Consider the following 19,012-nt stretch of genomic DNA (forward strand, 5'->3'; position numbering starts at 1 on the left):
GCCATTATATAGGCCCCGGCTTGGCGGTCAAAATACTCATTGGGCCCTCAGGCACCGGATTTCATGCTATCTACGCTCAATTTCATCTCACCGAGACGGCGGGCCAGTGCCCCGACGTTACCGGCGCCCTGAGTCAGCACCAGATCCCCCTCGCCAATCAGGTCGGCCAGCACCGCCGGCACATCGTCAGGCGTTGCGACAAAGATGGGTTCCAGGGTGCCGCGAGAGCGGATGGAGCGGCACAGGGCACGGCCATCGGCACCCGGAATAGGCTCTTCACCGGCGGCATAGACCTCCAGCATCACCAGCACATCCACCTTGGAGAGCACGTCGGCGAAATCTTCGTAGAGATCCCGGGTCCGGCTGTAACGGTGTGGCTGGAACACCATGACCAGCCGCTTCTCTGGCCAGCCGGCGCGGGCGGCATTGATGGTCACCTTGACTTCGCTCGGGTGGTGACCGTAGTCATCAACCAGCATGGCCTTGCCACGACCCGTCTCGAACTCGCCATATTGTTGGAAGCGGCGGCCCACCCCTTCAAACTTGGCGAGCGCCTGGATGATGGCCTCGTCGCCAATGCCGTCTTCGGTCGCCACCGCGATGGCGGCGGCGGCGTTGAGCGCATTGTGGATGCCCGGCAGATTCAGGGTGACAGTCAGCTCGCCGGCATCCTTGCGACGGACCCGGAAGCGGCTGCGGTTGCTGGTCTGCACGAAGTCCAGCACCTGTACATCGGCATCTTCGGAAAGGCCGTAGGTCAGGGTCGGACGGGCGATCTCCGGCAGCATGCCACGGATCACGGGATCATCCACGCACACCACGGCCAGACCGTAGAACGGCAGGTTGTGCAGGAAGTCGATGAAGGTGGCTTTGAGCCTGGAGAAGTCGCCACCATAGGTGTCCATGTGATCCGCTTCGATGTTGGTCACGATGGAAACCATGGGTTGCAGATGCAGGAAGGAGGCGTCGCTCTCGTCCGCCTCGGCGATCAGATAGCGGCTGCTGCCCAGGCGGGCGTTGGTGCCGGCGCTGTTGAGCAGACCGCCGATGACGAAGGTCGGGTCGCGATCGGCTTCGGCATAGATGCTCGCCACCAGACTGGTAGTGGTGGTTTTGCCGTGAGTGCCGGCGACGGCAACTCCGTGGCGGAAGCGCATCAGCTCGGCCAGCATCTCGGCACGGCGCACCACGGGAATGCGCAGCTCGCGGGCGGCCAGCAACTCGGGGTTGTCCTGCTTGATGGCGGTGGACACCACCACCACGCTCGCCTCGTTCACGTGCTCGGCACTGTGTCCCACGAAGATATGAGCCCCCAGGGATGCGAGCCGTTCGGTCACCGCATTGCGGGACAGATCGGAGCCGGAAATCTGATAGCCCTCGTTGGCAAGCACCTCGGCGATCCCCCCCATACCGGCACCACCTATGCCGATGAAGTGGATGCGACGCACGCGGCGCATTTCGGGGATTACGGTACGCAGTTTTGCCAGTTCAACCTTGGTCATAGCTCTCTCTTCATGTCTGCCGCCAGCCGCTTGCCCACATCGGCAACCTGCTCGGCGGCATCAATATATACGGGGACAAGACTGCACGGCCTGGCCTGTGCAATCTTGCTCAACATGCTTTCTCACTCTGCCCGCTGGCGAGCCGCTTGCACTCATAGGCCACCCGCTCGGCGGCATCGATGATGGCGACGCGGCGCGCGGCCTGGGCCATGTTCAACAGGGTTTCCCTGCGCCCGGCGAGCCAGGAGAGACGCGCCGCCAGGGAGGCCGGGGTCAGCTCGGACTGGGGCAGGAACTCCGCCGCCCCGCCATCGACCAGGGTCAGGGCGTTGCGGGTCTGGTGATCATCCACCGCATGGGGCAGCGGCACGAAGATGGCGGCCACACCGGCGGCAGCCACTTCGGAGACGGTCAGCGCCCCCGCCCGGCACACCACCAGATCGGCCCAGGCGTAGGCATCAGCCATGTCCTTGATAAACTCGCTCACCTCGGCCTCGACGCCCTGCACGGCATAGGCCTGCGCGACAGCCTCCCGGTTGCCCTTGCCGCACTGGTGACGCACCGCGATGGGCACACCGGCGGCCGCGACCGCTGGCGGTACCTGTTCGTTGAGCACCCGGGCTCCCAGGCTGCCGCCGACGATCAGCAGCCGCAGCGGCTCGCTGCTGCTACGCAACTGGGGATCCGGCAGCGCCACCACTTCGGGGCGCACCGGATTGCCCACCACGGCGGTACGGGCATTGGGAGCGAAGGCGCCGGGGAAGGCCATCAGCACCCGCTTGGCCAGGCGCGCCAGCAGCTTGTTGGTCATGCCGGCCGCCGCGTTCTGCTCGTGCAGCAGCAGCGGAATGCCGGAGAGCCAGGCGGCAACACCGCCCGGACCGGAGGCGAAGCCCCCCATGCCGAGCACCACGTCGGGCTGGATGGTCTTGATCACCTGGCGGGCCTGCAGCACGGATTTGACGATCCGGTAGGGCGCCGCCAGCAGCCGCTTGATGCCGTTGCCACGCACCCCCTGGATGTCGATGAAGGAGATGGGGTAGCCATGGGCGGGCACCAGCTCGGCCTCCATCCGGTCGGCGGTACCGAGCCAGTGAATGGTCCAGCCCTGGGCCTTGAGGCGATCGGCCACGGCCAGCCCGGGGAACACATGGCCCCCGGTACCGCCCGCCATCACCAGTAACGTCTTGCTCACGCAACCTCCCGCACGCGCGCCTGGGCACTGGCCTGGCGCAACTCGAAATCGATACGAATCAACATGCTCACCGCCACCATCATGATGATGAGACTGGAACCACCGTAACTGACCAGCGGCAGGGTCAGGCCCTTGGTCGGCATCATGCCGCTGGCGGCGCCGACGTTGACGAAGGTCTGGAAGCTGAACCAGATGCCGATGCCGATGGCCAGATAGCCTTCATACAGGCGCTCTGATACCAGCGCCTGATGACCGAGCTTGAGCGCCTTCACCGCCAGCGCAAAGATGAGGAAGAGCGCACCCAGTACGCCCACATACCCCAGCTCCTCGCCCAGGATGGCAAACACGAAGTCGGTGTGCGCCTCCGGCAGGTACTCCATCTTCTGGATCGAGTTGCCGAGCCCCTCGCCAAACCAGCTACCACGGCCAAACGCCATCAGGGACTGGGTCAGCTGGTAGCCGCTGCCGAACGGATCGGCCCAGGGATCCAGGAAGGAGGTGACCCGCCGCATCCGGTAGGGCTCTGCGATGATCAGCGTCACCACGGCGCTCACCCCCACCAGGATGAGGCCGATGAACTGCACCATGCGGGCTCCCGCCAGGAACAGCATGCCGAGCGAGGTGACGAACATCACCACCACGGAGCCGAGATCGGGCTGGGCCAGCAGCAGGATGGCCACCACGAACAGCACCGCCATGGGTTTCATGAAACCGATGAAGCGCTCGCGTACCTCGCTCTGACGGCGCACCAGGTAACCCGCCAGATAGACGAACAGCGCCAGCTTGCCGAACTCGGCCGGCTGCAGGTTGAAGGGGCCGAGTGGCAGCCAGCGCACCGAACCGTTGACGCTGCGGCCCACCAGCAACACCATCACCAGCAGCACGATGGCCAGCAGCAACATGGGGCCGTTGTACTGCTGCCAGCGCGCCATGGGCACCTGCAGCACGAACCAGGAGATGCCGAGCGCCATCACCAGAAACATCCCGTGACGCTTCACGAACATGAAGGGGTCATCGCCGAGGGCTATCCCTTCGGGGATGGAGGCGGAGGCCACGATCACCAACCCTACCGACATCAACGCCAGCGCCAGCACCACCAGCTGCCGGTCGTAGAGACCGGCAGGGCGCGCAGGCAACAGCCAGCGCTGCAAAAAGCCTGCGACGACGCGAAGGGCGTTCATAGCGTCATCACCAGTTCGGTGAAACGATCACCGCGCGCTTCGAAAGACGTGAACTGATCCAGGCTGGCACAGGCCGGCGCCAGCAGTACCCAGTCACCGGGCCTGGCGTCGACTGCGGCCTTGGCGACGGCGTCGTCGAGGGAGGCGACCTGCTCAGTCTGCTCACCCAGCGCGAGCAGGATGTCCGCATCCTGGCCGAAGCAATACATGTGATCGATCTGGTTGCCGAGCAGCGCCTGCACCGGACCGAAATCTTGCCCCTTGCCCTGGCCGCCAGCCAGCAACAGCAGGCGGCCTTTCACCGATTCACGCACACCGGCCACGGCGGCCAGGGTGGCCCCCACGTTGGTGGCCTTGGAGTCGTTGATCCAGCGCACCCCGTTCACCTCCCGCACGAAGCGGGCACGGTGGGGCAGGCCTTCGAAGCGGCGCAGCACGGCGAGTTGCGGCTCACGGGGAATCCCGACCGCATCGCACAGGGCCATGGCCGCCAGGGCATTGGCCTGATTGTGGGCGCCGACTATCTTCATCTCGTCCACGGCGAGCAGCGGCTCCCCGTGCAGGGTCAGCCAGTGGCGGCCATCCAGCTCGCAGCGACCGTAACCATTGCAATCGAGCCCGAAGCTCTGCCACACCTGGCCCACGTCGGGCAGGGTCTGAGGATCGTCCCGGTTGACCAGTATGTGCTGGGAGTGCTGATGGATCTCCTGCTTGGCGGCGCGGTAATCCGCCATGCCCTCATAACGATCCATGTGATCCTCGGAGAGGTTCAGCACCACGGACGCTGCGGCACGCAGGCTGTAGGTGGTCTCGAGCTGGAAGCTGGAGAGCTCCAGCACGCAGAGATCCATGGGCTGCTTGAGCAGCTCGAGCGCCGGGATGCCGATGTTGCCACCGACGCCCACCTTGAGGCCGGCCTCAGCGATCATCTCTCCCACTAGCGTGGTGACGGTGCTCTTGCCGTTGGAGCCGGTGATGGCGATGACGGGGGTCTGGGTCTCGCGCACGAACAGTTCTATGTCACCGACGATGCGCACCCCGAACTCCGCTGCGGCTTTCAGTTCGGGGGTCGCCAGGGCGATACCCGGGCTCGCCACTATCATGTGCGCCTGCTTGAGCAGATCGCCGTCCAGCCCGTGAACGAGCTCCACCTCGGGGGGAAGTTGCTCCTTGCCCGGGGGATTGGCGCGAGTATCCATCACCAGGGGCGTGACACCACGACCGAGGAAGTAGTCGACGCAGGAGAGTCCGGTTTTGCCGAGTCCGATGATGATGACCATGGCTTACCTCACCTTCAGGGTGGCAAGGCCGAGCAGCACCAGCATGAGGGTGATGATCCAGAAGCGCACAATGACGCGCGGCTCCGGCCAGCCCTTCTTCTCATAGTGGTGATGGATGGGCGCCATGCGGAAGATGCGCACGCCGCGCAGCTTGTAGGATCCCACCTGCAGGATCACCGAGACGGTCTCCATCACGAAGACGCCCCCCATGATCACCAGCAGGAACTCCTGACGCACCAACACGGCGATGGTGCCGAGCGCGCCGCCCAGCGCCAGGGAGCCGACGTCCCCCATGAAGACCTGGGCCGGATAGGTGTTGAACCAGAGGAACCCCAGACCCGCCCCGACGATGGCGGTACAGACGATCACCAGCTCGGAGGTGTAGGGCACGTAGGGAATGTGCAGGTAGTTCGCGAAGTTCACGTTGCCGGTGGCCCAGGCGACAAAGGCGAAGCCCCCCGCCACCATCACGGTCGGCATGATGGCCAGCCCATCCAGGCCGTCGGTCAGGTTGACCGCGTTGGAGGTACCGACGATGACGAAATAGGTCAGCACGATGAACATCAGACCGAGCTGTGGCATCACATCCTTGAGGAAGGGCACCACCAGCTGGGTCTGGCCGTCATGGGTCGCGGTGGCATAGAGGAACACCGCCACGGCCAGGGCAACGGCGGATTGCCAGAAGTACTTCCAGCGGACGATCAGGCCGTCGGTGTTCTTGCGCACCACCTTGAGGTAGTCGTCGGCAAAGCCGATGGCACCGTAGGCACCGAGCACGAACAGCACCAGCCAGACATAGGGATTGTCGAGGCGGCTCCAGAGCAGCACGGAGATGAAGATTGCCGCGATGATCATCAGGCCTCCCATGGTCGGGGTGCCCTTCTTGCTGAGGTGTGACTCGGGGCCGTCGTTGCGGATCACCTGACCGAATTTCAGGATCTGCAGACGACGGATGAGGCGCGGCCCCATCCAGAGCGCCACCACCAGACCGGTGATGATCGACAGGATGGCGCGGAACGTCAGGTAGGAGAAGACGTTGAAGAAGGTGAAGTGCGGGGTGAGCAGTTCCGCCAGCCAGACTAGCATGTGGCTGACTCCTGACGGTCAACGACCATCTTGACGATATCTTCCATGCGGGACCCGCGGGCACCCTTGACCAGGATCGAGATTTCTTGATGTGTATTTATCATTTGCGCAAGCACTTCAAACAACGACGCCTTGTTATCGAAATGTCGACCCGCCGCGGCATCTGCGGTGTGACGACTCTGTTCTCCTACCGTCAGCACGGCGTCGAGGCTCTGCTCGCGGGCGTGGTGTCCGACCCGGGCGTGCTGGGCCTCGGACTCCTCCCCCAACTCCTTCATGTCACCAAACACCAGCACCTTGTAGCCGCCCATGGCGGTCAGGGCATCGATGCCCGCCAGCACGGACTCCACGCTGGCGTTGTAGGTGTCATCCACCAGGGTGAGGCCACCCCAGCGTTGCACGCAGAAGCGGCCCTTGACCGGTGCCATCTGCTCGAGTCCGGCCTTGACCGAGGCGAGCGAGGCGCCCAGCGCCAGCGTACCTGCAGCGGCAGCCAGGGCGTTGGCCACGTTGTGGCGGCCCGGAATGGCCAGGGTCAGGGTCAATTCCCCCTGAGGGGTCAGCATCACGAATTCGGCGCAGCCCTGCCCGTTGAGTACGATGTCACGGGCGTGGAACGGCTGGCTCTGATCCTCGAGGGAGAAGGCGCAATGAATGCCCTTCGCCTGCCACTTCGGCCAGAACTCGTTGTCGGCATTGACGATGGCGGTGCCACCCTCGCTCAGACCCTCAAAAATTTCGCTCTTGGCGTGGAACACCCCTTCCAGGGAGCCGAACCCCTCCAGATGGGCGGCTGCCACATTGTTGATGATGGCGGCATCGGGTTGGGCCAGCGACGTGGTCCAGGCGATCTCCCCCGGGTGGTTGGCACCCAGCTCCATCACCGCAAACTGGTGCTGCGCCTCGAGGCGCAGCAGGGTGAGCGGCACCCCCACCTCGTTGTTGAAGTTGCCGGCGGTGGCCAGCACCTCCCCTTCCTGGCGCAGGATGGCGGTCGCCATCTCCTTCACCGTGGTCTTGCCACAACTGCCGGTGATGGCCAGCACTTTCGGGTTGATCCGCTCGCGCACCAGCTTGCCGAGGCGACCCAGCCCCTTGAGGGTATCGGCCACCACCAGTTGCGGAATGGCCAGCGGCAGCTCGCGCTCCACCAGCAGGGCAGAGGCCCCTGCCTGAACGGCCTGGTCGCAAAAATCGTGGGCGTCGAAACGCTCGCCACGCAGCGCGACGAACAGCGCCCCCTTGCCCAGAGTGCGGGTGTCGGTACTGACTGCCGTGATCTCGTGATCGCCGCCGATCAGACGGGCATCGAGCACCTGCGCCAGGTCGGCAAGCCTGAGGGTCATCATGTGAATGACTCCATTAATGTGTGCAACACGGCCGCGACGGTTTCCCGATCGCTGTAGTGCCGCTTGTCGGTTCCAATGATCTGATAATCCTCGTGGCCCTTACCGGCCACCAGGATGATGTCCTGCTTGCTCGCCTGGCTCAGCGCCAGCTGGATTGCCTTGACCCTGTCGTGCTCGATCTGCACCAGACCGGGATCGCGAAGGCCCGCCACCATGTCCGCCATTATCTGCTCCGGCGCCTCGGTACGGGGATTGTCGTCGGTCAGGATCACGCAGTCCGCATGTTGCTCCGCCATGGCGGCCATCATGGGCCGCTTGCCGCGATCCCGGTCGCCACCACAGCCAACCAGACACCAGAGCCGGCCTTCGCAGTGCACCCGCAGGGCCTGCAATGCCTTCTCCAGCGCATCCGGGGTATGGGCATAATCGACCACCGCCAGCGGCGCCTTGCCACCGCCGAAGCACTCCATGCGACCGGTCACTGGTTGCAGTTTCGGGGCGCTGGCCAACAGTGCATCGAAGTCATAACCCAGTACCAGCATGGCGCCCATGGCGGCCAGCACATTGCTGACGTTGAAGCGGCCGAGCAAGGGGGCGGATAATACACCATTCCCCCAGCTGGAGTTAATGCGCGTGTCAAATCCTTGTTGGTGGAAATGGGGGTCCTGCGCCGTCAACTGTCGCCCGGCATGGTTTTCAATCGGGCCATGCACGCCGAAGGCTACCGCGCCGGGGTAGGCTGCCAGCCACTGGCGCCCCAGACGGTCGTCGGCATTGATGACGGCGCAGGGCTCGTCCACCAGTTTCAGCAACTCTTCCTTGGCGGCACCATAGGCCTCCATGGTGCCGTGATAATCCAGGTGATCACGGCTCAAGTTGGTGAACACAGCCGCGGAAAACGGCAGAGCTGCGACGCGATGCTGCACCAGACCGTGGCTGGAGACCTCCATCGCCACCAGATCGGCTCCCTGCTGTTGCAGCGCCGCCAGATTGGCCTGCACCTGGACGGCGCTGCCTGTGGTATTTTCCGCTTCGATCAGATTGCCAAACAGGCCGTTGCCTATGGTACCCATCACACCGGCCTTGCCTCCCAGCAGGGTGCGCCAGTTGGCGACCAGCAGGGCCGTGGTGCTCTTGCCGTTGGTGCCAGTGATGCCCACCAACTGCAGCTTCTGCGCCGGATGGTCATAGAAATGGCCAGCCAGTTCGGAGAGGCGAGCGGGCAGGTCCTTGAGCCCGAAACAGGGGATGGAAGTGACGGGGACAACGAATTCCCCATCCTCCTCAAACAGGACGGCGGTCGCTCCCTGAGCCACCGCCTGTTCGATGAAACGCCTGCCATCCATCTGGTGGCCCCGGATTGCCACGAAGAGAGAACCGGGCCCGACTCGCCGGCTGTCGAGCTGGATGTCGGTGAGGGGAAGCGCCGGGGCAGTGATGCCGAAATGGCTCATGAGTTGATCAAGTGCGCGGGTCGGCAACATGGGAAGCCTCCGAATGGACAGGAATGCAGACGCTCAGGGGACGGGGCGCCATGGAAAACACCCCGACAGTCGCGGGGTCGACAGAGAAACGCGGATGCCTGTCAGGTACGAGGTGCGCCATTGGCGGTCTCCGTACGGGCAAGCTTCGCCGGCACCTCAGGGGGGATGGCGTCGGGGCGAATATTGAAGAGCTGCAGCACGCCACCCATGGCCTCGGCGAATGGCGGGGTCGCCACGGCACCACCGTAATAGGCATCGCCCTTGGGCTCGTTGATCACCACCACCATGACGAAGCGGGGGTTGCTGGCCGGTGCGAAACCGGCAAACCAGGCCATGTAATCCTTGCCGTAGCCACCGGCGACGGCGACCTTGGCGGTCCCACTCTTGCCACCGACCCGATAACCCGGGATCTGCGCCTTGGGAATGGCATTGCTGACCACGTACTCCAACGCCTGCAGCATGGCGGTGGCGTTGTTATGGTCGATGACCTGCTCACCCTTGGGCGGCGTGGTCACCTTGATGATGGAGAGCGGCACCCGCTTGCCCTTGTTGGCCAGGGTGGCATAGGCAGAAGCCAGCTGCAGCGGGGTGACCCGCAGGCCATAGCCGAACGACAGGGTCGCCCGCTCGATGTCGGACCAGCGGCGGCGCTGGGGCAGCATGCCGCCGCTCTCCCCCATCAGGCCGCTACCGGTATCCATGCCGAAACCGACCATGCTGAGGGTGTTGATCATCTCCTGGGCCGGCATCCGCAGCGCGATCCGCGACATGCCGATGTTGGAGGAGTAGCGCAGTATGTCGTACAGATTGGTCGCCTTGTGAATGCTCACATCGCGGATCTGCTTGGCCCCGATGAACAGGGGACCACCGGGTATGGTGTCCTTCCAGCTGGTGACGCCCGCCTGCAGGGCACTGAGCAGGATCAAAGGCTTGACGGTCGAACCCGGCTCATAGGTATCTGTCACGACCCGGTTGCGCACCCGGAAGCTCTGATACTGGCCCCGGTTGTTCGGGTTGTAGGAGGGGGTGTTGACCATGGCGAGCACTTCGCCCGTCTTGACGTCCAGCATCACCATGGAGCCGGAGGTCGCCTTGTTCTCGTCGGTGGCGCGCTTGAGGGCGCGGTAGGCCAGCGCCTGCACCCGCTGATCGATACTGAGCTGCAGATCGTTGGCGTGCTTGCCCTCCTTGACTAGGCCGAGCCGCTCGATGACCCGGCCTTGCCTGTCCTTGCGCACCCGCATCTCGCCCGGGGTCGCGGTCAGCCATTCGTTGTAGCTGCGCTCTATCCCCTCGATACCGCTGCCGTCGATGTTTGTCACCCCCACCAGATGGGCGCTGATCTCGCCGGTCGGGTAGAAACGGCGCGCCTCTGGGCGCAGGTAGATACCACCCAGCTTGAGGCCCTTGATGTATTCCGCCACGGCAGGGGTCACCTGACGCTGCAGATAGACGAAGCGTTTGCTGGGGTTGGAGATGCGGTGCTTGAGGGTGTTGATGTCGAGCTTGAGCACAGCGGAGAGCGCCAGCCAGGCGCGCTCGTTGTGGATGGCGCCGGACTCGTGGACCGTCTTGGGATCGGCCCAGACCGCCTCGACCGGCACCGAGACCGCCAGCTGCTCGCCGTTGCGGTCGGTGATCATGCCGCGCACCGCCTGGGTGGAGGTGGTACGCAGGGAGCGCATGTCCCCTTCCTGGCGCAGTCTGTCCGGATCTATCACCTGGATCCAGGCCAGCCGCAAGATCAGCCCCGCAAACGCGATGCCGATGAAAAACACCAGCGTGCGAAAGCGCCACGGGTAGAGTGACGGTGCTTTAACCTTGGCTTTGTCCTTTGCCGGAGCCTTGGTGGCGGCCTTGCGTGTCATGGTTGTGTAATTACCTTTTCGGTGGTCACCAACGGGCGAGCCATCTGCAATTTATCCATGGCCAGACTCGCCACCCGGGAGTGTTCGGCCAAGGTACCCTGCTCCAGCAGCAGGTGCCGCCACTCGATGTTGAGCCTGTCCTCTTCCGCCATCAGGTCATTCTGCTTGGCCGTCAACCCGCGAGTCATGTTGGTCACCAGGATCACCGCAAAGGCGGTGATCAGTACGGCCAGGGTCAACACGACCTGCAACTTGTGGTGCCAGAGATCGCTGATGATCTCCCTGGACAGATGAATCCGTACCTCACTCATGACTCAATCCGCCAGGCGCTGGGCGACTCGCAGCACCGAGCTGCGAGACCGGCTGTTTTCGGTGACTTCATGTTCGGAAGGTTTGAGCGCCTTGCCGACCGACTTCAACTTGCGGCCACCGGCCAGCTGAGCCTCGGTCAACGGGATGCCATGGGGCACTTCCGGCCCCTTCTCGTGCTTGCGAATGAAGTGCTTCACCAGCCGGTCTTCTAGGGAATGGAAGCTGATGACGGAGAGACGACCATCGGTCGCCAGCGCCTGCAACGCACCGTTCAGCGCAGTCTCGATCTCGTCCAGCTCGCTGTTGATATAGATACGGATGGCCTGGAAGCTTCGGGTTGCCGCATGCTTGCCCTTCTCCTTGCTCGGATTGACCCGGGCAATCATCTCGGCCAGCTGGCGGGTGCGCACGTAGGGCTCGGTCACCCGATCATGGACGATGGCACGGGCAATCTTCTTGGCAAAGCGCTCCTCGCCGAAGGTCTTCAGCACCCAGGCGATATCATCCACATCGGCGCGAGCCAGCCATTCGGCGGCGCTCTGGCCCGTGGTCGGGTCCATGCGCATGTCGAGGGGGCCGTCTTTCATGAAGCTGAAACCGCGCTCGGCGTCGTCGAGTTGGGGAGAAGAGACTCCCAGATCCAGCAGGAAACCGTCGACCTTGCCCAGCAAACCGCGATCGCTCAGGTAGCTGGTGATGCCGGAGAAGGGACCGTGCACGATCTCGAAGCGGGGATCCTGGATCTTGGCCGCCTCGGCAATGGCCTGGGGATCCCGGTCGATGGCGATCAACCGGCCGTTGGGACCCAGTTGCTGGAGAATGAGACGAGAGTGACCACCCCGGCCAAAGGTACCGTCGACGTAGATACCGTCCGGCTTGATGGCCAGCCCTTCGACGGCTTCGTGCAACAGCACTGTGATGTGTTCAGCGGCTTGGGTCATTTATAAAGAAAAGTCCTGTAGTCGTGGTGAACTTGCCCAATCGTCCTCGGGCAGGCCCAGAATGTCGTCATTGATCTGTTGTTGCCAGCGGGCTTCATCCCACAACTCAAACTTGTTGAGCTGGCCCACCAGCATGATCTTCTTGTCCAGCCCGGCGTGGCTACGCAGTGGCTGGCTCAGCAGCAGACGGCCATTGCCGTCTAGTTCGCACTCGGTCGCGTGTCCGAGCAACATGCGCTGCAGGCGGCGTTCAGCCGGGTTGGTACTGGAAAGTGTCTTGAGCTTGCGCTCTATCTCTTCCCATTCACTCAGGGGGTAAAGCAGCAAACAGGGGTGGGCAATGTCTATGGTGCAGACCAGCTGGCCGTCGCGCTCGGAGCGCAGCCAATCTCGATATTTGGTCGGAATCGCCAGTCGCCCTTTGCTGTCCAGGCTGATGGCGTGAGCGCCACGCAACAAATTGCAGTCCCTGAAAATGAGTTAAGGGGGCAAATCGCCCGATAAAAACCACTTTGATCCACTTTTCTCCACCATGAAGTTTAAGGACGAGCAGGGGGCTTTTCAAGCAAGGATCTCAGGCATGGGGAACATATTGACGCAGCGCAGGGAGGCTACAGATTAAATGAGTTGATTTTCCACAAGTTATTTGTGTTAACGGCCATAGGATTAATTGCGAACATTTTTAAAATGAACAATGTGAAAGAAGTAACATATGCTGGAGTCTCCCCTCTTTTTACACAGTAATGCATGACAATCGTATGCAAACAAAAATGCAATATATTGATTTACATGTAATTTTCATGATACCTCTCTATGTCGGCCAGTATCTCCATCCAATCTTTTGCTATTTTCTACCGCTATAAAAAAGAGCCTCGCGATAAATCGCAAGGCTCTTCAGGAATAGGTCGGAGTCGGCCTGTAAGCCGGGTTCTGTACCGGGTTGCCCCGGGTAGCAATCATTCCTCTAGGCCAGCAATCGCTCACTGGCTCAAGCAACCTACCCGCCCCCAACGCGGGCCGCGCCAATAGGGGCCTATTTGGTCTTGCTTCGGGTGGAGTTTACCGTGCCACGAACTGTTGCCAGTCGCGCGGTGCGCTCTTACCGCACCCTTTCACCCTTACCTGATCCCTTGCGGGCCATCGGCGGTTTGCTCTCTGTTGCACTGGTCGTAGGCTCGCGCCTCCCAGGCGTTACCTGGCACCCTGCCCTATGAAGCCCGGACTTTCCTCCCCTCCGCCCGTCTGTCCCGAGGGACACAACGACGAAGCAGCGATTGCCCAGCCGACTCCGAGGCGCGGATTATAGCCTCGTGACACAGTGTGGGTAAACCGGCAATTCCCCTTTACGGCAATTAATAGTGCTCGAGGCCGTACTTGTAGAGGGCATTCTTCTTCACGCCGTGGATCTCGGCGGTGAGAGCAGCCGCTTTTTTCAGCGGCAGCTCCGCTACCAGCAGCCCCAAAGTGCGGATAGCCTCGGCGGGCAGATCTTCATCCACCTTGCTGGCACCGGCGACCACCAGCACGATTTCGCCACGGCAGCGATTATCGTCTTCCCCAAGCCAGGTCAGCATCTCGGAGGCAGGCAGACCGTGGATGGATTCGAAAGTCTTGGTCAGCTCGCGGCACACCACCACCTGGCGTTCACCGAGAATACGAACGATGGCTTCCACCGTATCCTGCACCCGGCGCGGTGACTCGTAGAACACCAGGGAGCGGGTGTCTTCGATGACGGCCTGCAGCCGATCGTCGCGCCCCTTGGCTTTCGCTGGCAGAAATCCTTCGAAGGCGAAGCGATCTGTGGGCAGACCTGCGGCAGAGAGTGCAGTGATGGCGGCGCAAGGTCCCGGCAGCGGCACCACCTTGACCCCGGCCTCGCGACAGCGGGTGACCAGGTGATAGCCGGGGTCGCTGATGAGCGGGGTGCCCGCATCCGAGACCAGGGCGACGCTCTTGCCCTCCTTGATCCGGCCGATCAGCACATCCGCCTTCTGCTGTTCGTTGTGATCGTGCAGGGCGAAGGTCGGCACCGAGATCTGGTAGTGGCTGAGCAGGATGCCGGAGTGCCGGGTATCTTCGGCGGCCACCAGATCGACGCTGCGTAAAATGTCCAATGCACGCTGGGTGATATCCGCCAGATTACCGATGGGGGTGGGGACTATATACAGGGTTGGGGTGTCACTCATGGGATCTCCGAGTGTCCCGACAATTGTGTCGCCATATTGGCCCGTTTACACTATGGAGAACTTCAACACTGGTCGGGGAATGAACTTGAACCGGGTTACAAAGCAGCTAAGTGTATCACGACTCTTCGGCATCATACTCGCGGCAGTACTGCTCGCCGCCTGTGCGTCGGAGCCCAACCCATCTTCCGCGGAGCCCGGCATGCCGTCGGCGTTCTCGGATCTGACCAAGAATGCCCAGTGGTATCTGGAGCAGGTGGATCCCGCCAAACCGGCTGAGGCCTTCACCTGGCAGGTGATGGCGGCGCGCAGCTATCTGGCGCTCGGCCAGGCCAAACCGGCCGCCGCCCTGTATCAACAGTTGCAGAAGCAGCCCGGCAACCCGGTACAGCAGGCACAGCTGCAACTGCTGCAGGCGCACCTCCTGCTGGCCCAGGGCAATGCCAATCAGGCCCTGATCCTGCTGGAAGGCAAGCCGGAAGTGGCCCTCGATGCCGATACCCAGAAGGATTGGTATCGCCAGCGGGTGGTGCTGCAACTGGACATTAACAACAAGTTTGGTGCGGCCAAGTCGCTGATCCTGCTGGAACCCTACCTGGCCAAGAATGAGCTGGCCACCAACCACCAGCAGATCTGGTCCCTGCTCAAAAGCATGACCCCCTCCACCCTGCAGGCGCTGGAAGAGGCACCGGCCCCCGACGTGACCACCGGCTGGCTGCGACTGGCGGCACTGGTGAACGAGTTCGGCGCCCAGCCGAGTCAACTCGCCCGCCAGCTGGCTGGCTGGAAGCAGAGCTTCCCGAACCATCCGGCCCAGACCAACATGCCGGCTGGCCTCGGGGATCTCGCCACCACGGACACAGGTGCACTGCAGCAGGTCGCCGTCTTCCTGCCCCTCTCCGGCAATCTGGAGGCGCAAGGCGCCGCCATCCGCAACGGCATGTTGATGTCCTACGAGGAGAATCAGGGGCAATTCACCCTGAACTTCTATGACACACAAGGCAAGGCGATGGGGGATCTCTACAAGCAGGCGATCCAGGAGGGGGCCAACATGATCATAGGCCCGCTGCTCAAAGACCAGGTCGAGGAGCTGCTCAAGGCCAGCCCGACCGTGCCGGTGCTGGCGCTCAATGAGCTGGACAAGCCGATCATCAACGACAACACCTTCTACTTCTCCCTCTCCGCCGCCGCCGATGCGAGCCAGGCCGCCCAGTACCTCTATGGCCAGGGTTACCGCAAGCCGCTGCTGATCGCGGCGCAAGGCCGGATTGGCTACAGCAGCATCAAGGCATTCGAGCAGGCCTGGGCTGGCGTCAGCCAGGAAAAGCCCGTGGTCGCCACCTTCGGGGCGCGCAACGAGGTGCAGGGCATGGTCAAGAATGCCTTGAGCGGTCGTTCCACCGCCCGGGCCGGGGAGATAGTGCAGCTCTCTGATGCGGCGCCGCGCAGCATAGATGCCGTCTATGTGGTGGCCAACAGCCTGGAGACCCGGATGATCAAGCCCTATGTGGACATCTCGGTCAATCCCATGGGCAGCCTGCCCATCTACAGCAGCTCGCGAGGCTATGACAGCGGGGCGACCGAGGTGGCTTCCGAACTCAACGGCATGCACATCTCCGACATGCCGCTGCTGCTGGGAGGCTATGAGCAGCAACGGGAGCAGATAGCCCTGCACTGGCCACAGACCCAGGGTGACCTGCTGCGCCTGTTTGCCCTCGGCTACGACGCGGTCAGTCTGGCCGGCAACCTGCCGCAGATGCGCAAGCTCAATGCCATGCAGCAACCGGGCATGAGCGGCCAGCTGAGCGTGGATCCCCAGGGCAACATAGTGCGCATGCTGGACTGGGCCACCTACCAGAATGGCAAGCTGGTCAGCGACAGCGCCGTGCCCCAGCTGGAGGACACCACCCATGAAGAGGCTACTGGCACAACTGCACCAGCAGTGGTTGAACCTGTTGCCGTCGGCAGCGACGAGCAAGGGACAGCACTTTGAGCAAGTAGCGGAACGCTGGTTGCAGGCCCGCGGCCTGCAACCCGTGACCCGCAACTACCGCTGCCGTGGCGGTGAAATAGATCTGATCATGCGCCAGGGGGATACCCTGGTGTTTGTCGAGGTCAGATATCGCGCTCGGGCCAGCCATGGCGGAGCCGCCAGCTCGGTCACCCAACGCAAGCAGCACAAGATCGTGCTGGCCGCGCGCCACTATTTCAAGCAACATGCCATCAACGAGGCCAGCCAGGCCTGCCGATTCGATGTGATCGCGTTCGAGGGCGACCAGCCAGACTGGATCCAGAGCGCATTTTAAGAGGACCCCATGACTGATCCCATCAAAGAGAATTACACCGAAAGCATCCAGACCAAGATAGCCGCCGCCGAGGCGCTGCCGGACGCCATCCACACCGCGGCCCAGATGCTGACCATCTGCCTGCTCAATGGCCACAAGGTCATGGCATGCGGCAATGGTCCCTCCTCGGCCCTGGCACAGCTGTTCATCTCCGAGCTGGTCAACTGCTACGAGACGCCACGTCCCTCCCTGCCCGGCCTGGCTCTGACCCCCGACATGGCCACCATCAGCGCCATCGCCACCGATCACGGCTTCGAAGAGGTCTATGCCAAGCAGATCAGGGCTCTGGGTCAGCCCGGCGACATCCTGGTGGTGCTCACCACCACGGGCAACAGCCGCAGCCTGATCAAGGCCGCCGAGGCGGCACTCTCCCGCGACATGACCATCATAGTGCTCGGGGGGGGCGACGGTGGTGAGATAGCCGGCCTGCTCGGGCCCAACGATGTGGAGATCCGCGTGCCATCCGCCCGCCGCCCTCGCATTCTGGAAGTGAATCTGTTGACCCTGCACTGCCTCTGTGATCTCATCGACCAGACACTTTTCCCGCAACAGGAAGATTGAAACCATGAAGAAGCCTATTCTCGCACTCGCCCTGCTGACCGGTGCCCTGCTGCTGCAAGGCTGTGCCGCCGTGGTAGTCGGTGGCGCAGCCGGTACCGCCAAGGCGACCGGGGATCGTCGCACCCTGGGTGCCCAGTGGGACGATCAGGCCATAGAGCTGAAGGCGGCCAATCTGCTGGCCGACAACAAGCCGCTGAGCGCCGCCAGCAAGATCAGCGTCTACAGCAACAACGGCCGCGTCTTGCTGGTCGGTCAGACACCGTCTGACGCATACAAGCAGGAGGCGGGCAAAATTGTGGGCCGGATCGAAGGGGTGCGTCATGTCTACAATGAGCTGCGTCTCGGCAAGCCGGTGAGCATAGGGGTGCGCAGCAACGATACCTGGATCACTTCCAAGGTACGGGCCGACATGCTGGGCACCAAGAACTTCGACAGTACCAAGGTCAAGGTAGTCACCGAGAACAGCGAGGTGTTTCTCATCGGCCTGGTGACCCGTCAGGAAGGGGATCAGGCAGTGGAGATCGCCCGCCACGTCAGCGGGGTCAAGCAGGTGATCAAGGCCTTCGAGTTTGCCCAGAACTAAGTGGGCAATGACGAGATAAAAAAACGCAGCCAGTTGGCTGCGTTTTTTATTTGATGACTTTCAGGGTCGGACGACCCGTCGGGCGCGGTGGCTCCGGCTCGGGTTCTACCGGTGCCTCGGCCTGCTCCAGCCAGAGATCGTAGCCCGGCTCAGGCGGGAACAGGGTTCCCACGCCGTTTTCCCTGGCATGAATGGCCAATATGGCCGCCATGGGAATGTAGACCTGCTGTGACACGCCGCCGAAGCGGGCGCTGAAGCTGACGGCATCATTATCCATGTGGAACTGGCCCACGGCCCGAGGCGCTATGTTCAGGACAATTTGCCCATCCTGCACAAACTGCATCGGCACCATCACATGGGGGATATTGGCATTGACCACCAGATGCGGGGTCAAGTCGTTATCCAGCAACCAGTCAAAAAACGCCCGCAACAGATAGGGGCGACTGGGTGTCATGGTCGGTTCCGAACTACTCATACGCTGGCACGGATCTCGCGTTCAGCCTCGGTCAGAGAGGCCTGGAAGGATTCACGTTCGAACAGACGGACCATGTAGGCCTTCAGCTCTTTGGCACCACGACCGGTGAAATCGATGCCCAGGCTCGGCAGACGCCACAGCAGCGGAGCCATGTAGCAGTCAACCAGACCGAACTCTTCGCTCATGAAATAAGGCATTTCGCCAAAGATAGGGGCGATGGCCAGCAGGTTGTCACGCAGCTCGGCACGAGCGGCTTCGGTATCGGTGCCCGCCATGATCTTGTCAGCCAGAGAGTACCAGTCCAGCTCGATGCGATGCATCATCAGACGGCTGTTGCCGCGAGCCACCGGATAGACAGGCATCAGGGGCGGATGCGGGAAGCGCTCGTCCAGATACTCCATGATGATGCGCGAGGTGTACAACGCCAGCTCGCGATCCACCAGAGTAGGTACAGTGTTGTACGGGTTCAGCTCGGCCAGCTCGTCCGGCAGGTTGCTCAGGTCAACCTGGCAGATATCCACGCTAACACCCTTCTCCGCCAGGACAATGCGCACCTGATGGCTGAACATATCGTTGGCACCGGAAAACAGCGTCATTACCGAACGCTTATTGGCAGCTACAGCCATTGAACCCTCCCGTCATTAAAAAGCAGAAACGGCAATGAAGC

18 protein-coding genes and 1 other RNA gene are annotated in these 19,012 nt (G+C 62.5%); 4 read left to right on the forward strand and 15 right to left on the reverse strand.

Translation table 11 applies throughout. From position 1 onward, the window contains the following. Positions 1-47: 47 nt before the first annotated feature. The 13 genes from murC to rsmI form a co-directional block, all read right to left on the reverse strand. On the reverse strand, positions 48-1,502 hold the full coding sequence (gene murC / locus KI797_RS18360) for a UDP-N-acetylmuramate--L-alanine ligase (protein ID WP_041204901.1): 1,455 nt from the start codon (positions 1,500-1,502) through the stop codon (positions 48-50). A 109-nt stretch (positions 1,503-1,611) separates the two neighbouring features. Next, positions 1,612-2,697 carry an undecaprenyldiphospho-muramoylpentapeptide beta-N-acetylglucosaminyltransferase gene (murG, locus tag KI797_RS18365; protein WP_226170504.1) on the reverse strand — a complete coding sequence of 362 codons (1,086 nt, stop codon included), beginning with the start codon at positions 2,695-2,697 and terminating at the stop codon, positions 1,612-1,614. Beyond that, positions 2,694-3,878 carry a cell division protein FtsW gene (gene ftsW / locus KI797_RS18370; protein WP_042649035.1) on the reverse strand — a complete coding sequence of 395 codons (1,185 nt, stop codon included), beginning with the start codon at positions 3,876-3,878 and terminating at the stop codon, positions 2,694-2,696. Before ftsW ends, murG begins: the two co-directional genes overlap by 4 nt. Then, positions 3,875-5,158 (reverse strand): UDP-N-acetylmuramoyl-L-alanine--D-glutamate ligase, encoded by a 1,284-nt coding sequence (gene murD / locus KI797_RS18375; RefSeq protein WP_226170507.1) that lies wholly within the window; start codon positions 5,156-5,158, stop codon positions 3,875-3,877. The genes ftsW and murD overlap by 4 nt, the downstream gene beginning before the upstream one ends. 3 nt (positions 5,159-5,161) lie before the next feature. Further along, entirely contained in the window at positions 5,162-6,244 is a 1,083-nt protein-coding gene (gene mraY, locus KI797_RS18380; RefSeq protein WP_226170510.1) for a phospho-N-acetylmuramoyl-pentapeptide-transferase, read from the reverse strand. Further along, complete coding sequence (murF, locus tag KI797_RS18385) at positions 6,238-7,593, reverse strand: UDP-N-acetylmuramoyl-tripeptide--D-alanyl-D-alanine ligase (protein WP_226170513.1); 1,356 nt, start codon at positions 7,591-7,593, stop codon at positions 6,238-6,240. The genes mraY and murF overlap by 7 nt, the downstream gene beginning before the upstream one ends. Then, positions 7,590-9,074, reverse strand: a complete 1,485-nt coding sequence (gene murE / locus KI797_RS18390) for a UDP-N-acetylmuramoyl-L-alanyl-D-glutamate--2,6-diaminopimelate ligase (protein WP_226173166.1) — start codon at positions 9,072-9,074, stop codon at positions 7,590-7,592. The genes murF and murE overlap by 4 nt, the downstream gene beginning before the upstream one ends. A gap of 104 nt (positions 9,075-9,178) precedes the next feature. Next, entirely contained in the window at positions 9,179-10,945 is a 1,767-nt protein-coding gene (locus KI797_RS18395; RefSeq protein ID WP_042649039.1) for a penicillin-binding transpeptidase domain-containing protein, read from the reverse strand. After that, the gene (gene ftsL, locus KI797_RS18400; protein ID WP_226170516.1) at positions 10,942-11,256 is read right to left on the reverse strand and encodes a cell division protein FtsL; all 315 of its coding nucleotides are present in this window, start codon (positions 11,254-11,256) and stop codon (positions 10,942-10,944) included. Before ftsL ends, KI797_RS18395 begins: the two co-directional genes overlap by 4 nt. Before the next feature lie 3 nt (positions 11,257-11,259). Further along, positions 11,260-12,198, reverse strand: coding sequence for a 16S rRNA (cytosine(1402)-N(4))-methyltransferase RsmH (rsmH, locus tag KI797_RS18405; protein WP_218410014.1), 939 nt, complete (start codon positions 12,196-12,198; stop codon positions 11,260-11,262). After that, positions 12,199-12,657, reverse strand: a complete 459-nt coding sequence (gene mraZ / locus KI797_RS18410; RefSeq protein ID WP_005332092.1) for a division/cell wall cluster transcriptional repressor MraZ — start codon at positions 12,655-12,657, stop codon at positions 12,199-12,201. A gap of 444 nt (positions 12,658-13,101) precedes the next feature. Further along, positions 13,102-13,488, reverse strand: an RNA gene (gene rnpB, locus KI797_RS18415) — RNase P RNA component class A. 62 nt (positions 13,489-13,550) lie between these two features. Continuing rightward, the gene (gene rsmI / locus KI797_RS18420) at positions 13,551-14,384 is read right to left on the reverse strand and encodes a 16S rRNA (cytidine(1402)-2'-O)-methyltransferase (RefSeq protein WP_226170519.1); all 834 of its coding nucleotides are present in this window, start codon (positions 14,382-14,384) and stop codon (positions 13,551-13,553) included. A 199-nt stretch (positions 14,385-14,583) separates the two neighbouring features. Between rsmI and KI797_RS18425 the strand changes: the two genes are divergently transcribed. Genes KI797_RS18425 through dolP form a run of 4 tightly spaced genes read left to right on the forward strand, consistent with a single transcriptional unit; the run spans position 14,584 to position 17,870 of the window. Further along, positions 14,584-16,374, forward strand: a complete 1,791-nt coding sequence (locus tag KI797_RS18425; RefSeq protein WP_226170521.1) for a penicillin-binding protein activator — start codon at positions 14,584-14,586, stop codon at positions 16,372-16,374. Then, positions 16,292-16,687, forward strand: coding sequence for a YraN family protein (locus KI797_RS18430; RefSeq protein WP_081805612.1), 396 nt, complete (start codon positions 16,292-16,294; stop codon positions 16,685-16,687). Before KI797_RS18425 ends, KI797_RS18430 begins: the two co-directional genes overlap by 83 nt. Positions 16,688-16,696: 9 nt before the next feature. Beyond that, the gene (locus KI797_RS18435; protein WP_005331389.1) at positions 16,697-17,287 is read left to right on the forward strand and encodes a D-sedoheptulose-7-phosphate isomerase; all 591 of its coding nucleotides are present in this window, start codon (positions 16,697-16,699) and stop codon (positions 17,285-17,287) included. A 4-nt stretch (positions 17,288-17,291) separates the two neighbouring features. Continuing rightward, positions 17,292-17,870, forward strand: a complete 579-nt coding sequence (gene dolP / locus KI797_RS18440) for a division/outer membrane stress-associated lipid-binding lipoprotein (protein WP_005331387.1) — start codon at positions 17,292-17,294, stop codon at positions 17,868-17,870. 46 nt (positions 17,871-17,916) lie between these two features. Here dolP and KI797_RS18445 read toward each other — a convergent pair whose 3' ends face one another. Then, complete coding sequence (locus KI797_RS18445; protein ID WP_025328512.1) at positions 17,917-18,324, reverse strand: ClpXP protease specificity-enhancing factor; 408 nt, start codon at positions 18,322-18,324, stop codon at positions 17,917-17,919. A 17-nt stretch (positions 18,325-18,341) separates the two neighbouring features. Further along, positions 18,342-18,971: a stringent starvation protein SspA gene (gene sspA / locus KI797_RS18450; RefSeq protein WP_226170523.1), complete on the reverse strand. Its 630-nt coding sequence runs from the start codon at positions 18,969-18,971 to the stop codon at positions 18,342-18,344. Positions 18,972-19,012 lie beyond the last annotated feature (41 nt).

The sequence above is a fragment of the Aeromonas media genome (assembly GCF_020423125.1).
Taxonomy (GTDB): domain Bacteria; phylum Pseudomonadota; class Gammaproteobacteria; order Enterobacterales; family Aeromonadaceae; genus Aeromonas; species Aeromonas media.